The sequence below is a fragment of the Micromonospora sp. B9E7 genome, assembly GCF_039871815.1.
GTDB lineage: Bacteria > Actinomycetota > Actinomycetes > Mycobacteriales > Micromonosporaceae > Micromonospora.
This window is the reverse complement of sequence record NZ_JBDPLX010000002.1, coordinates 238,691-252,095: the sequence shown is the minus strand read 5'-3', so window position 1 is coordinate 252,095 and position 13,405 is coordinate 238,691. Positions and strand designations below refer to the sequence as shown.

At 69.5% G+C, this 13,405-nt stretch carries 16 protein-coding genes and 1 other RNA gene; 10 read left to right on the top strand and 7 right to left on the bottom strand.

Going from position 1 to position 13,405, the window contains the following annotated elements; all coding sequences use genetic code 11:
- Positions 1–123: 123 nt before the first annotated feature.
- Positions 124–885, bottom strand: a complete 762-nt coding sequence (locus tag ABGB10_RS03840) for a sulfite exporter TauE/SafE family protein (protein WP_347659434.1) — start codon at positions 883–885, stop codon at positions 124–126.
- A 127-nt stretch (positions 886–1,012) separates the two neighbouring features.
- Here ABGB10_RS03840 and rnpB point away from each other — a divergent pair.
- The 3 genes from rnpB (at position 1,013) to ABGB10_RS03825 (ending at position 2,513) form a co-directional block, all read left to right on the top strand.
- Positions 1,013–1,428, top strand: an RNA gene (gene rnpB, locus ABGB10_RS03835) — RNase P RNA component class A.
- Positions 1,429–1,639: 211 nt separating this feature from the next.
- Complete coding sequence (locus tag ABGB10_RS03830; RefSeq protein WP_347659433.1) at positions 1,640–1,942, top strand: hypothetical protein; 303 nt, start codon at positions 1,640–1,642, stop codon at positions 1,940–1,942.
- Positions 1,943–2,297: 355 nt separating this feature from the next.
- On the top strand, positions 2,298–2,513 hold the full coding sequence (locus ABGB10_RS03825) for a hypothetical protein (RefSeq protein WP_347659432.1): 216 nt from the start codon (positions 2,298–2,300) through the stop codon (positions 2,511–2,513).
- Positions 2,514–2,682: 169 nt separating this feature from the next.
- Here the strand turns inward: ABGB10_RS03825 and ABGB10_RS03820 are convergent, their stop codons facing one another.
- A complete protein-coding gene (locus tag ABGB10_RS03820; protein WP_347659431.1) occupies positions 2,683–2,874 on the bottom strand; it encodes a DUF397 domain-containing protein in 192 nt (63 codons plus the stop codon).
- Positions 2,861–3,667, bottom strand: coding sequence for a helix-turn-helix transcriptional regulator (locus ABGB10_RS03815; protein ID WP_347659429.1), 807 nt, complete (start codon positions 3,665–3,667; stop codon positions 2,861–2,863). The genes ABGB10_RS03820 and ABGB10_RS03815 overlap by 14 nt, the downstream gene beginning before the upstream one ends.
- Before the next feature lie 273 nt (positions 3,668–3,940).
- On the opposite strand from ABGB10_RS03815, the gene ABGB10_RS03810 reads away from it, so the two are divergent.
- Together ABGB10_RS03810 and ABGB10_RS03805 are read left to right on the top strand one after the other, a co-directional pair.
- Positions 3,941–4,216, top strand: a complete 276-nt coding sequence (locus ABGB10_RS03810; RefSeq protein ID WP_347659694.1) for a hypothetical protein — start codon at positions 3,941–3,943, stop codon at positions 4,214–4,216.
- Complete coding sequence (locus ABGB10_RS03805) at positions 4,213–4,488, top strand: hypothetical protein (RefSeq protein ID WP_347659428.1); 276 nt, start codon at positions 4,213–4,215, stop codon at positions 4,486–4,488. Before ABGB10_RS03810 ends, ABGB10_RS03805 begins: the two co-directional genes overlap by 4 nt.
- Before the next feature lie 123 nt (positions 4,489–4,611).
- Here ABGB10_RS03805 and ABGB10_RS03800 read toward each other — a convergent pair whose 3' ends face one another.
- From ABGB10_RS03800 to ABGB10_RS03790, 3 genes are all read right to left on the bottom strand, one after another.
- Entirely contained in the window at positions 4,612–5,565 is a 954-nt protein-coding gene (locus ABGB10_RS03800; RefSeq protein ID WP_347659427.1) for a cyclase family protein, read from the bottom strand.
- 117 nt (positions 5,566–5,682) lie between these two features.
- Positions 5,683–6,603, bottom strand: a complete 921-nt coding sequence (locus ABGB10_RS03795; RefSeq protein WP_347659425.1) for an expansin EXLX1 family cellulose-binding protein — start codon at positions 6,601–6,603, stop codon at positions 5,683–5,685.
- A gap of 140 nt (positions 6,604–6,743) precedes the next feature.
- Positions 6,744–7,337: a TetR/AcrR family transcriptional regulator gene (locus ABGB10_RS03790; RefSeq protein WP_347659424.1), complete on the bottom strand. Its 594-nt coding sequence runs from the start codon at positions 7,335–7,337 to the stop codon at positions 6,744–6,746.
- 125 nt (positions 7,338–7,462) lie between these two features.
- Between ABGB10_RS03790 and ABGB10_RS03785 the strand changes: the two genes are divergently transcribed.
- The 3 genes from ABGB10_RS03785 (at position 7,463) to ABGB10_RS03775 (ending at position 10,591) form a co-directional block, all read left to right on the top strand.
- Entirely contained in the window at positions 7,463–8,287 is an 825-nt protein-coding gene (locus ABGB10_RS03785) for an SDR family NAD(P)-dependent oxidoreductase (RefSeq protein ID WP_347659423.1), read from the top strand.
- Positions 8,288–8,422: 135 nt separating this feature from the next.
- Positions 8,423–9,649: an epoxide hydrolase family protein gene (locus ABGB10_RS03780; RefSeq protein WP_347659422.1), complete on the top strand. Its 1,227-nt coding sequence runs from the start codon at positions 8,423–8,425 to the stop codon at positions 9,647–9,649.
- Positions 9,650–10,591, top strand: coding sequence for a redoxin family protein (locus tag ABGB10_RS03775; RefSeq protein WP_347659420.1), 942 nt, complete (start codon positions 9,650–9,652; stop codon positions 10,589–10,591).
- Positions 10,592–10,639: 48 nt separating this feature from the next.
- On the opposite strand, the gene ABGB10_RS03770 is transcribed toward ABGB10_RS03775, so the two are convergent.
- Complete coding sequence (locus ABGB10_RS03770; RefSeq protein ID WP_347659419.1) at positions 10,640–11,515, bottom strand: transglutaminase domain-containing protein; 876 nt, start codon at positions 11,513–11,515, stop codon at positions 10,640–10,642.
- Between the two features lie 66 nt (positions 11,516–11,581).
- On the opposite strand from ABGB10_RS03770, the gene ABGB10_RS03765 reads away from it, so the two are divergent.
- Together ABGB10_RS03765 and ABGB10_RS03760 are read left to right on the top strand one after the other, a co-directional pair.
- On the top strand, positions 11,582–12,181 hold the full coding sequence (locus ABGB10_RS03765; RefSeq protein ID WP_347659418.1) for a GNAT family N-acetyltransferase: 600 nt from the start codon (positions 11,582–11,584) through the stop codon (positions 12,179–12,181).
- Between the two features lie 335 nt (positions 12,182–12,516).
- Positions 12,517–13,389: an AraC family transcriptional regulator gene (locus ABGB10_RS03760; RefSeq protein ID WP_347659417.1), complete on the top strand. Its 873-nt coding sequence runs from the start codon at positions 12,517–12,519 to the stop codon at positions 13,387–13,389.
- Positions 13,390–13,405: the final 16 nt, after the last annotated feature.

Below are 13,405 nucleotides of genomic sequence, written 5' to 3'. Positions count from 1 at the left end.
AAGTGCTGCCTCAATCGACGTCGAGGCAGCACTTTCCCCGAAGTTGCGTGAATCTTGGGCGGGCGTCGGGGCGTCGGGGCGTCGGGGCGTCGAGGCGTCGAGGCGTCGAGGGCGTCGGGCGGGTCAGTTCAGGGCGCGCCAGAGCAGGTAGAGGCCGATCGTCGTACCGAACACCACGATCACCGACTTGAGCAGCACCGGCGGCAGCCGGCGGACCAGCCGAGCGCCCGCGTACCCCCCGATCAGCGTCGCCGGAGCGACCACCGCGACGGCCGCCCAGTTCACCGGGCCGAACAGGGCGAACACCACGAGCGTGGTCAACCCCACCACCGCGGACAGCAGATTCTTGATCGCGCTCACCCGCGCCAGGGTCGCGTCCAGCACCAGGGCCAGCCCGGCGACCAGCATCACCCCGAGGGCCGCGCCGAAGTACCCGCCGTACACCGCACCGAGCGCGACCATCGTCTGCACCGCGACCGTCCGCCGGCGTGGCGAAAGATCCCGGGGGTGACCGACCAGCCGGCGCAGCGGATCCTGAAAGGCCAGGACCGCTGTCGCGCCGAGGACCAGAAAGGGTACGACGAGCTCGAACGCGCGGGCCGGCGTGGCCAGCAGCAGCATCGCCCCGAGGATCGTGCCGACAATGGTGGTCGGCACCAGCGTGGCCAGGGCGCGAGGGCGCGGCAGGTCCTGCCGGCTGCCCGCCACGCTGGCCACGTACCCGGGGAACACGGCGACGGAGTTGCTGACGTTCGCCGGCACCGGGGGCAACCCGACCGCGATCATCGCCGGAAAGGTGATCAACGATCCACCACCGGCCACCGCGTTGACCGTGCCAGCGGCGAGACCGGCGGCGAGCAGCAGCGCGGCGTGGGAGAGATCCATAGCCCCACGAGGCTAGCCGTCGCCCTCCGGGCCCGCTTAGCCGGACCGCCCCTGAGCTGCGCGATCTTGCTCAGGCGGGGCGGCAATACCGGCAGCACGCTCGTCGTTAGGATGAGAGCGCGACGGACGAGTCGACCGGGCGGTCGCGTCGGCGGGCTCCGGCCCGCCGCCGAGGAACGTCCGGACTCCACAGGGCAGGGTGGTTGTTAACGGCAACCCGGGGCGACCCGCGGGACAGTGCCACAGAAAACAGACCGCCGACCCCAACGGGGACGGTAAGGGTGAAACGGTGGGGTAAGAGCCCACCAGCACCCCGGGTGACCGGGGTGGCTCGGTAAACCCCACCCGGAGCAAGGCCAAGCAAGGGCCGTCACCGCAAGATGACGACCCGGCGCAGACGCTTGAGGGCTGCCCGCCCGATGTCTGCGGGTAGGCCGCTAGAGCCTGTCGGCAACGGCAGGCCGAGATGGATGACCGCCGCCGGCGCAAACCCCTCGGGGTACGCGCCGCGCACAGAATCCGGCGTACAGGTCGACTCGTCCGTCGCCCACCAGCTCAGAGACCTGATCAAGGCTCTGAGCTGGTTCTATGTCGGTATCGTCGGTTGACCTTGGTCACCGCTGGGTGCCGTTTGACGGACCAGGAATAGGCGGCTTGGTCTCTTGATCCCCGTTATGGGGCGGTGAGTGGTGCCTCTCCTTGGCGCGGCGGTCGGTGGGTGGCCGGGCGTAGGTAGGCGTTACGGTGCCGGGTTGTGGATGAGCCCCTGCCGGGCGTGGATGGTAGACGCAGGCTGCCCGTGAGTAACGTCGGCGACCAGGTGGTCTGCCTCTTCGTCGAGCCCTTCGGGGAGGACTTCTGGTTGCAGCCGGAGGAGTGCTTTGTCGTGGTTGGCGGTGCCGTCGATCCCGAATTCTCAGTCAGCGTCATGTCCGATCACGTGATTGTCTGGGCGAACGCTGGCGACCCCTACGAGGTGCAGGTCGTCGACGGCCGGTCCGGCAATGTCCTGGAGTGTGGGCATGGGCGGCCTGGCGAGGCTCCGCAGGCCGAGTGAGTACGGGCTCCGTGGCAGCCCCTTCTGTGGGCGGTGGGCGACGTGGAGGAGGGGGGCCGGGCACGTGCTGGCGGTGGAGTTGGCGGCCGGCCGGGTGACTCGGTGGCAAGCCAGTCCGCGTCTTGGGCTGGCGCGGCAGCCGGAAGCCCTCACCACGACGACGGCCAGTCCCGCCCAGCTTCCGTCACGGCGTCGCCGGGGATGGCTCCTGGTTCTTAGGGGCGACCCGGCGACAAGTCAGTCCCGGCGCCGGACTCACGCGACAGATGGAAGCCCCGACCACAAGACCAGGCCGACCCGCTGGCTTCCGCAGCGCCCTCCGTGGTCCCATCCGTAAATGGGATGGGATGGGTACGTGCCGGAGCTGCTGGCGCACCTGGGGGAGATGGGTCTGGTCGGGCTCGTCAAGATCGACGGGGAGCGGGAGCGCAAGCCCTGGACCGTGGTGATCTCGGGCCAGCGGCTTAATGGTGCGGCGATCAGGGTCGACGGCAACAGCCTTGATTACTGCCTGCGCCATACGATCGCCGCGCTTCGCGAGCGCTTCCCGGACGAAGCCGCGTTGGGCTGAGCTCCGCTCCGACGTGGGGATGCTGATGAAGGCGCGGCGGGACCCGCGCTTCACTGGTCGTTGCCCATGCTCGTGCTGATTGAGTCAACCCGCTTGCACGCCGGAGGTTAAGGGCATCACCGGCGTAACTTCCCAACCGACAGGGGTGAAACGCGATGCGCTGCGGCGGTTAGGGCCGCTCGGCGATCTGGACGACGAATGCGGTCCAGGCTGCCGGGCCGAAGGTTAGCGCCGGTCCGGTGACGTCTTTCGAGTCACGCACGGCCACAACACCGGGCAGGTTGCTGGCCACCTCGACGCAGTTCCCGCCGCTCGCGCCGCTGCGGGTGGACTTGCGCCACCGGGCGTTACTGAGGTCCATGATGGCTCTCAACTTCCTTCAGCAGGTCGATGGACTGCCGGCGCGGTAGAGCCTCGTTTCGGATGCTCTCCCACCTTGCCTGAAGCGTAGCCACATCATCGTCCTTGTCGATGACGTCCCCGCCAAGCTGGTTTTCGAGGTGGCCAACCCACACGCCCTCGCTGGACCGAGCCAGCGCGAACGGTCCGGACAGCCCGATGTGCAGACCGCTGCCGATCGGAATGACGTGGACGTGAACGTGGGGGAGTTCGGCCATCGCGATCAGGTGGGCGACTTGCTGGGCCATGATCCCGCCCAGACCATCACCCGTGCGCCGTATCGCGGCTTCGTCCAGCACGGCGACAAACTGTGGCCGACGCTCCCCGGTCAGGACCGCCTGCCGGCTCATGCGCCCCTGCACGCGCTGCTCGACCTCGTCATCGGTGAGGCTTTCGACTGTCCGAAGGACGGTGCGGGCGTAGTGCTCCACCTGTAGTAGGCCGGGGATCAGGTTGGGCTCGAAGGAGCGAAGCTGTGTTGCTTCGCGCTCAGCGTCCAGCCAGGGCAGGAACCAGGACGGTGCGCCGAACTTCGTCGCCAGGCGCTCGAAGAGTCCGCCGTTGTTAAACGCCCGATCGGCGCCCTTGATGAAGTCGATCGTCAGCGCGCGCGTGCCGCCTTCCACGGCGCTGACGTGCGAGGCACTGAAACCCGCAGCGCGGCCGAATGACTCTTGCGTCATGCCGGAAGCCCCTCGGGCGCGGCGAACCTCACCAACGATGAACGCCGATAACGGCCCTGATACGTCAGCCATGCAGCGCTCCTCAACTCAAAGATCGACTACCCGAGGTGCCACACCCAGAGGCCCTGTTAGGCCAGGTCATCTCGATCGCCGGAAGCACCTTCCGAGCGTAACGGTCTCCACAGCAGAGTGTCACCAGGCGGCGCGGCTGGCAGGCCCACGAGATCCGGTGGTCGCGTTCGTAGCGGGGCCGCTCCCGACGGGCGAGCACTCACGGGAGCGGCCCTTCCCAACGGCACCAAGGGGGAGACCGTGCCCGACGACAAACCCGAGAAGATCGGGACGATGACGGCCGGTGACGTGGTCCACCTGACCACGGCGGCGAGCGTGCAGTTCCTGCGCCCGATCTTCGTGCGCGTCATCCGCGAGCTGCCTGAGCGGCATACGTACGACGGTTGGGTCTGGATTGAGGGCTACGAGTTGAACGCGGCGGGCGACGCGGTGGCGCGACGCGAGCTGTACGTGATGCGGGCGGGCGTGCGGTTTCAGGCCCTGCCCGTCAAGCCCACCAGGCCCACCAGGCCCGCCAAACGTCGGCGGCGTTCGGTGCGGGTCGGATGACCGTCCGTCCTCGCCCGCACCTGCCGATGCGCCCGGCATGGCTGTGCCGCAACTGTGCCGCGCCCTGGCCGTGCGGCCCGGCTCAGCTCGACCTCGCGGCGGAGTTCTACGGGCATTCGATCGCGCTGGCGTTCTACCTGGCCGCGTCGATGCAGGAGGCGATCGACGACGTGTACGGACTGGGTCTGCGCCCGGATCTGCCCGTGATGCACGCCAGGTTTCTCGGGTGGTTGTCCCTGGCCCGTCGGCCTCGCCGGTCACCTCGACTCTGAGCCAAGGCACCGGCCTGGTGGGTTGCCGCACCCGGCCGGTGTCGGAAACGCCGTGTCAGTGCTTCTTGAACACCGGCATGGTGTCCAGCCTGGTGGTGATGTTCTGTGTCCGGTGGGCCGCGGTCAGAACGTGGCGATCGGGTTGACCGGGCTGCCGGAGGTGCCGGCGAAGCGGACCGGTGCGACTGCGAGGTGGAAGTCCCACTGGCTCAGCTCGGCCGCCGTCGTTGCGCACGCCTCCAGGTCGCAGTTGTCGAGCAGCCACAGGCCCATCGCGACGAGGCTCACGGCGTGCACCGGCATCAGCACGTCGTCGTACCCCGATGGTTGGACGTCCTGGGGGGTGTCCGCGCCGATCAGAGCGACCCCCCGTTCGTGCAGCCAGGGCAGGCAGGACGCGTGCCAGCCGGCCTGTGTGAAACCGATGGCCGTGCCGGCCTCGTGTCGGAATCGGCCGTAACCGGTACGTAGGAGCACCGCGTCGCCGGGCCGCACCCGGACACCCTGGCGACGCTCGGCCTCCTCGAGATCGTCGGGAAACACACCCTGCCCCGGCTCCAACCACGGCACGTCGCGAGCCCTCGCGACGTCCAGCAGGACACCCCGGGTGATGATGCCGTTCGCCGCCGCCGTGACGGCCGCCCACGCCGATCCGGTCGCCGGGTCGACCAACGAGTGCGACCGTCCGTTGTACAACTGACCGTCCCAGAAGATGTGGCACGGCGAGTCGAGGTGGGTGAGGGTGTTGCCGTGGAAGGTGATGCCGAGTCGCTCGGATGAGAAGCCCCAGCGCCGGTCGGCGTGGAAGCTGGCCGGCAGGTTCTCGCCGCCCGGCATGTCGGCGGCGCACGGGCACGTGGTCGTCGACCGCTCCATGTCCTGCGGTACGGCAACCTCCCACGCGCACGACACGCTCCTGCCGTGCCGCACGGCCCGCGCCGCCGCCAGCCGGACGTCGTCGGTGATGTGGTTCAGCGTGCCCAACTCGTCGTCGTCGCCCCACCGTCCCCAGTTCGACAGCAGGTCGAAGTAGCCGAGTACGTCGTCCTGTGTGGGCATCGCTCGCTGTGCCGTCATCCCAGCATCGACTCCTCCGGTCACGCGTTCGAGGTACCGCAGGCAGGGTATCCCGCCGCTGGGACAAAGATCGCGGTGACCGAGGCACCTTCCCTGGTCAGCGGGGGTGCGCCGAGGTCAGCAGCGGGGAGCGGCCAGCGGTGCGCCACCGGCGAGCGCTTCGACTGTCGCCGTCGGCGTGACCGACTCGGCCGGAGTCGGCGACGGCGAAGCGGTAGCACTCGGCGAGGCCGGGGCCGAGGGTGAGCTGCTGGGCGTGACGGGGCTGACCAGGGAGACCGTGCTGCGTTGCACCTGCTTGGTGACCATCCGGATGTCGGTGGCCGTCGCCTGGTGCCCGTACACGTCGGTGACCTTGATGCGGTACGGCCCGGGGCCGAGCCCGCCCTCGACGGTCCAGTAGTTGTCGGTCTGGCGGGCGGCCTTGCGGAAGCCGCCGCTGGTCCCCTTCGCCTCGACCGAGCGCAGCGGGTTGCCGTGGTTGCCGACCTGCACGGCGAACCAGTACTGCGAGGCGCCACCCTTGATCCGGAAGGTGAGCCCTCCGTCGAGCGGCGGGTTGAGCGCCGCCCGGTACGTGACGGACGCGATGCCCTGGGACCGGTCGGCGATCCGGGTGAACGCCTCGGTGGAGAGGTCGATCTTCGTCGGTCCGCAGCCGCCGCACCGGTCCATGACCATGACCCGGACCGTGCCCTTCGGGCCCGTCACGTCCAGGTAACTGCCGCAGGCCGCTCCTCCGGAGTACTGCGACGAGCCGAGGGCCACGTAGAGCCGGTCCGCCGGCGGGCCCGGGAAGGAGCAGTTGCCGCCGGAGCGGCCCGCGTCGTAGAAGCTGGCCTTTCCCTTGTGGACGGTGTTCCCCGACGGTGGGGCGGCGCAGGCCGGGGTGGCGCCGCCGCGTACGGCGAGGGTGATGCCGAGGGCGGCGGCCAGGGCGGTGATGCCGGCGCCGGCCAACCAGTGCCGGACCCGCCGACTCATCCGGGGTGTGCTGGCCGGGGTGTCGTTCTGCGGTTCCGTGCCTGGTGCCGTCACGGCGCCTGATGTTGCCGCACCACCTCCCAGCAGCGCAACAACGCCGGGGCTCACCAGGTCCACTCGGCTTTCAGGAAGTCGGGGTGTCCAGTGGCCGGGGATGGACCGGTTTCAGGGCAGCCGAGTGGATCAAACGGTGGTCATCGGCGGGGGCGTAGTCCGTCGAGGGCGGTGGTGACGACGCGGTCGGCGTACTCGGTGGTGAGCGGACCGCTGCGGTAGAGCCACCTGTTCAGCACCGGGCCCCAGATCAGGTCCACCGCCACGTCGAGGTCGAGGTCGTCGGCGAGTTGCCCGGCCTGCTGGGCACTGCGCAGGCGTTGCCGCTTGGCCTCCCGCAACGGCCCGTCCAACCGCTCGGCGTACGCCGCTGCCAGCTCGGGGTCGAGCGTGATCTCGGTGGCCAGCGCGCGCATCGGCTGCTCGTACCGTGGATCGTTCATCTCCTCGACGGTGGCGCGGAGCACCAGGCTCAGGTCCGCGGCCAGGTCGCCGGTGTCCGGCAGTGTCGGTGGCTCGCCCTCGGCGCCCTCGCTGAGCAGGAGGAAGGCGTCGAAGATGACCGCGCCCTTCGACGGCCACCAGCGGTAGATGGTCTGCTTGCCGACGCCGGCCCGCGTGGCGATGCCCTCGATGCTGACCTTCGCGTACCCGACCTCCTGGAGCAGGTCGAAGGCCGCGGTGAGGATGGCGCGCCGCGACGTCTCGTTGCGGCGGGCCGTGTTGGGCGTCATGGCACGACACGATACCAGCGACGAGACGGACCGTCTCGTCTTGACTGCGACGGCCAGGGGGCCTAATCTCCTCATCAACACGAGACGGACCGTCTCGTCTCGCAACGATCAATGGGGAGATCGACATGCGCACCTGGTTCATCACCGGCGCAAGCCGTGGCCTGGGCCGTGCCTTCGCGGACGCCGCGCTCGACCGTGGCGACCGGGTGGTCGCCGCGTCCCGCAGCATCGGCCAGGGCGACTTCGACGAGCGGTACGCCGACCGACTGCTGGCCCTGCCGCTCGACGTGACCGACCGGGCGGCGGTCGTCGCCGCCGTGGACACCGCCGTCGCGCACTTCGGACGGCTCGACATCGTCGTCAACAACGCCGGCACCATGTCGATGGGCATGGTCGAGGAGTTCACCGAGGCCGAAGCGCGCGCCCAGTTCGAGGTCAACTTCTTCGGCGCGCTCTGGGTCGGTCAGGCCGTGCTGCCGCACCTGCGCGCCCAGCGGTCCGGCCACATCGTGCAGGTGTCCAGCATCGCCGCGCTCGGTGGTTTCCCGAGCACCGGCATGTACAGCGCGAGCAAGTTCGCCCTGGAAGGCATGAGCGAGGCCCTGGCCATGGAGGCGGCGGCCTTCGACATCACGGTCAGCATCGTGCAGCCGGGCGGATACTGGACCGACCTCTACACCAGCATCGCCGCCACCACCCCACTGGAGGCGTACGCGCCGCTGCGCGCCGAACTGGAACGACAGTGGGCGGAAGGCTCGATCGACAGCGAACCCCGGCTGGCCGCCGAGGCGTTGCTACGACTTGTCGACAGCGACGACCCGCCGCTGCGTCTCCTGCTCGGGAGCATGGTGTACGACCTCGCGTTCGACATCTCCCGCCGCCGAATGGACACCTGGGCGGGGTGGGAACAGGTCAGTCGAGCCGCCGAGCAGGCGGTCGCAGCGCCCTGAGCGCCGTATCACCACGGGCCCCGGGCGCGGCGTTCTAGGCTCCGAGATATGGCGGCGGCCTGCCCATTCTGAAATGGCGCACAGACCCACGTTTTCTCCTCGCAAGGCGTAAACCTAGACGGAGAGGAACCACGCATGGCTGTCAAAACCAAGACCCGCCCCGGCACAACGGAGATCCGGCCGTTCTCGGTAGACATTCCCCAGGCCGACCTGGACGACCTGAAACGGCGCATCGCCGCCACCCGCTGGCCGGACAGGGAAACGGTTGACGACCAGTCGCAGGGCGTGCCACTCGCGACCATCCAGGCCGTCGCCCGCTACTGGGAGAAGGAGTACGACTGGCGCAAGGTCGAGGCTCGGCTGAACGCCGTGCCGCAGTTCATGACGACCATCGACGGGGTGGACATCCACTTCATCCACGTGCGCTCCAAGCACGAGGACGCCCTGCCGCTCATCGTCACCCACGGGTGGCCCGGGTCGGTGATCGAGCAGATGAAGATCATCGAACCGCTCACCGACCCCACCGCCCACGGCGGCAGCGCGTCGGACGCCTTCCACCTGGTGATCCCGTCGCTGCCGGGGCACGGCTTCTCCGGCAAGCCGACAACGTCGGGGTGGAACCCGCAGAAGATCGCGACCGCCTGGATCGAGCTGATGAAGCGCCTCGGCTACTCGCGGTTCGTCGCGCAGGGCGGCGACTGGGGCGCGGTCATCGTGGACCAGATGGGCCTACAGGCACCTCCGGAACTGCTCGGCATCCACACCAACATGCCCGGCGCGATCCCACCCGAGATCGACCTGTTGTTCCAGGGAGACACCACCGGTGCGAACAACGCCATGGGCTCGCTGCCATCCGGCCTGTCCGCCGACGAGATGCGTGCCGCCGAGGAAGCCAACTACGTCTGGAAGCACGTCGCGTACGCCCTCATGATGGCGACGCGTCCGCAGACGCTGACCGGGCTGGCGGATTCCCCGGTCGGCCTGGCGTCCTTCCTGCTCGACCACGACGCGAAGAGTCTCGCGCTGATCGCGCAGGTCTTCGACGGCGCCAAAGCGGGCCTGACCCGCGACGACATCCTGGACAACATCTCGCTCTACTGGTTGACGAACACCGCGATCTCCGCCTCCCGTCTGTACGCGGAGAACAAGCTTTCGTTCTTCGCCGCCAAGGGCGTCAAGGTCCCGGTCGCCGTGAGCGTCTTCCCCGACGAGCTGTACGAGGCACCAAAGAGTTGGGCCGAGCAGGCGTACTCCAATCTCATCCACTACAACAAGCTCGACGTGGGCGGGCACTTCGCGGCATGGGAACAGCCGAAGATCTTCTCCGAGGAGCTTCGGACCGCCTTCCGGTCGCTTCGCTAGATGGCCGTGCACCTGCCCCCGCTCGACGGGGCGGCCGAGTGGTTGAACTCCGAGCCACTCGGCCCCGCCGACCTGCGCGGACGCGTCGTCCTGGTGAACTTCTGGACGCTGACCTGCATCAACTGGCTGCGCCAGGAGCCGTACGTCCGGGCCTGGTCGCAGGCGTACCGCGACGACGGGTTGGTCGTCGTCGGGGTGCACACGCCGGAGTTCTCCTTCGAGCACGAGGTCGACCAGGTGCGCAGGTCGGTCACGGCGCGGTCGATCGACTACCCGGTCGCGGTCGACAACGACTACGCGATCTGGCAGGCCCTCGACAACCACTACTGGCCGGCGCTCTACTTCGTCGACACCGACGGGGTCATCCGGGACGAGCACTTCGGCGAGGGACGCTACGAGCAGTCCGAGCGCGCGCTCCAACAACTGCTCGGCGTCGAGCGGGATCCCGTACCCGTCAACGGTGTCGGGCCGGAGGCGGAGGCCGACTGGGACAGCCTGCGGACGCCCGAGACGTACCTCGGTTTCAGTCGCGGCGAACACTTCGCGTCGCCCAACGGCCCGGCGCTCGACCAACGCCGCGCCTACCAACTGCCGGAACGCCTCGGCCTCAACCAGTGGGCGCTGGCGGGGGAGTGGACGATCGGGGCGGAGAGCGTGGTGGTCGACCAGGCCGGCGGCAGCATCGCCTTCCGGTTCCACGCCCGCGACGCGCACCTCGTGCTGGCCCCCGGGGCGGGACGGCCGATCCCGTTCCGGGTGCTTCTCGACGGGGCGGCTCCCGGCCCGTCCCACGGCGTCGACGTCGACGCCGACGGCACCGGGGTGCTCCAGGACGGTCGCCTCTACCAGCTCGTCCGCCAGGACGACGCGGTCCGCGAGCGGACCCTGGAGATCACGTTCGGCGAGCCCGGGGCGGCGGCATACGCCTTCACCTTCGGGTAGGGCGGGTGTCGAACCCCTGGCCGGGGCTTCGGCACCCGCCCGGGCCGCTCAGCGGCGCAGGTCGACCGTGCTGAGGGCCCCGGAGACCGGCGAGATGCTGTGCACCTGCGTGCCGGGACGGAGCCGGCTGTCGCTGGCGTACCGGTCGGCGAGGGACTTCTCCGCGGCCTCGTCGCCGTCGTCGGCGGCGAGCAGCAACGCGGCGATCTCGTCCACGAGAGTGAGGTCTGCCGTGGCGAGGTCTTCGGTCATCGCGCCGAAGCGGTCCCAGAGCAGTAGCTCGTACTTCTGCCGGTGGGCCAGCTCCAGCAGGACGTAGTCGTGGATGAACCAGTCGCCACGGATCGGCAGCTCCGGGCTCACGCCGTACACCTCGGGGTCGATCGTCCCGGCCCGGTACGCCGACCACACCCGCGCCGCCGAGTCGAAGAGGCCGGCCTTCGGGTCGATGTCGTAGCCGTCGAACCCCCAGTCGCCGGCCGGGTCGATCTCCGGGTCGGCCCAGACCCACCGGTGGCCGTTCCAGTACTCCGCCAGCACGTGGTCGTGGTGCCAGCCGGGCACGAAGTACGAGGCGAAGCCGACCCGGCTGCGGCTGGGAATGCCGTGCTGACGGAGCACCGCCACCGAGAGCAGCGTGTGGTCCCGACAGCAGCCGGCCACCCGGTCGACGGCCGGACGCTCGGCGGCCAGGGGCAGCGGAAATCGGGACTGGTCGGTGTCGAGGATGCGGTCCACCCAGCGGCGGTTGACCTCTTCGAGCCGGTCGGTGGGCAACTCGACGCCACCAGCGCGGTAATGGACGATCACGTTGCGGACGGTCGCCGCCACCGAGGCGATGTCAGCCGGGACCGCGTCGAGCAGTGCGGCATGCCGACCGGGGTCGCTGTACGGGGAGTGCTGCCGGTAGTCATCGACGTTCATGAGACGAGTCTGCCTCCCTGCGTCGGGTCCGTGGGGTGGCGTCGGCCTACAATCTCGTCGACTGCCATGACAATCCCCGAGATCACCATCGCCACCCCGGCGGACCGCGACGCGGTGGTCGGCTCCCTGGTTGCCGCGTTCGTCAAGGACCCCGTCCTGCGCTACCTGTTCCCCGACGACGACACCTACCCGCGGTACGCCGCCGCCTTCTTCGGGCACCTCTTCGACAAGCGGGTGCAGCGGTCGTCCATCTGGACGATCGGCGGCGGCGCGTCCGTGGCGATCTGGGAACCGCCGGCCGGGTCACCGGGTCAGGCGCCGGCCGGGTCGCCGGCCGCCGGGCACGGATCGCCGGCGGAAGCCCGGTACCCCGCCGACGTGCTGGCCCGGGTCGAGAGCTACGACGAGACGGTGCACGCCGCCCTGCCGACCTTCCCGTTCTGGTATCTCGGCGTGCTGGGCACCCACCCCGACAGCGCCGGACGCGGTTGGGGCCGGGCCGTGATGCGGGCCGGGCTGGATCGCGCCGCCGCCGACGGACTCCCGGCGATCCTGGAGACCAGCAACCCGGGCAACGTCGAGCTGTACCGCCGGGCCGGCTGGGAGGTCGTCGGCTCCCTGGCCAAGCCCGTGCCCACCTGGTTCATGCAGCAGCCGCCCCGCTAGCGGGACCGGCGCGTCTCCGAGCGCCGCGATGATCGACATGCGGAGGGCGACGAACCGCTGCGCCCAGGCCGCGTCGTACTCCTCGATGACGACGGACGCCCAGGTCCGCGGCGGCTCGCCCACCCGGCCGGCGTCCACCTGTTCGGGGGTGCCGTGGAAACGCTGCACGACGTTCTGCGGATACTCGGCCACGTCAACCTCCTCGGAAAGCAAAGTCCGCCAGGCTACGACACGACGATCGGTGCGGGCTGACCCGACCGATGCGGGCACCGGATGTCGGGTGGGCCACCGCCCCTTCGACCTAGCGTCAGTGCTCGAAAGGGAAGGAGATCCTGGTGCTGGAGCGGCTCAACGAGGCCATGACGTACATCGAGCGGCACCTCGACCAGAAGATCGAGGTGGCCGAACTGGCGCGGATCGCGCTGACGTCGGAGTACCACTTCCGGCGGCTGTTCTCCGCGCTGGCCGGGATGCCGCTGTCGGAGTACATCCGTCGGCGTCGGCTCACCGTCGCCGGGGCGGACGTGCTGGCGGGGGAGCGGACGTTGCTCGACGTCGCGGTGCACTACGGCTACGGGTCGACCGAGGCGTTCGCCCGGGCGTTCCACGCCGTGCACGGCGTGGGGCCCGGAGAGGCTCGGCGTACGGGGGCAGCGCTGCGTGCCCAGCCCCGGATGTCCTTCAAACTCACCGTCGAAGGGAGCGGCAGCATGGAGTACCGAATCGTCGACAAGGACGCGTTCGCGCTGGTGGGGCGCAAGGCCCGGGTCCCGCTGGTGCACGAGGGGATGAACCCGGCGATCGTCGCGTTCATCAAGGGCATCGACAAGGAGACGACCGGGCGGATCGAGGCGCTCTCCGATCAGGAGCCGAAGGGGATCGTCAACGTCAGCGACAACCTCGCCGACAGTCGGGCCGAGGGCACCGAGTTGGACTACTGGCACGGGGTGGTGACCGGTGCCGTCCCGCCGGAGGACCTGGACGCGTTGCCGGTGCAGGCCGGCACGTGGGCGGTGTTCACCACCTCGGGTGCGTTCCCGCAGGCGGTGCAGTACCTGTGGCGTGACGTGTTCACCCAGTGGTTTCCGTCCAACCCGTACCGCAGCCGACCTGGACCGGAGATCTCCCGGGTCCGGGTGTCCGCGGACGGCACCGAGGCGGACGCCGAGCTGTGGATCCCCGTCGAACGGGTGCCCACCCCTATGTAGAGTTCCGATACAGTGG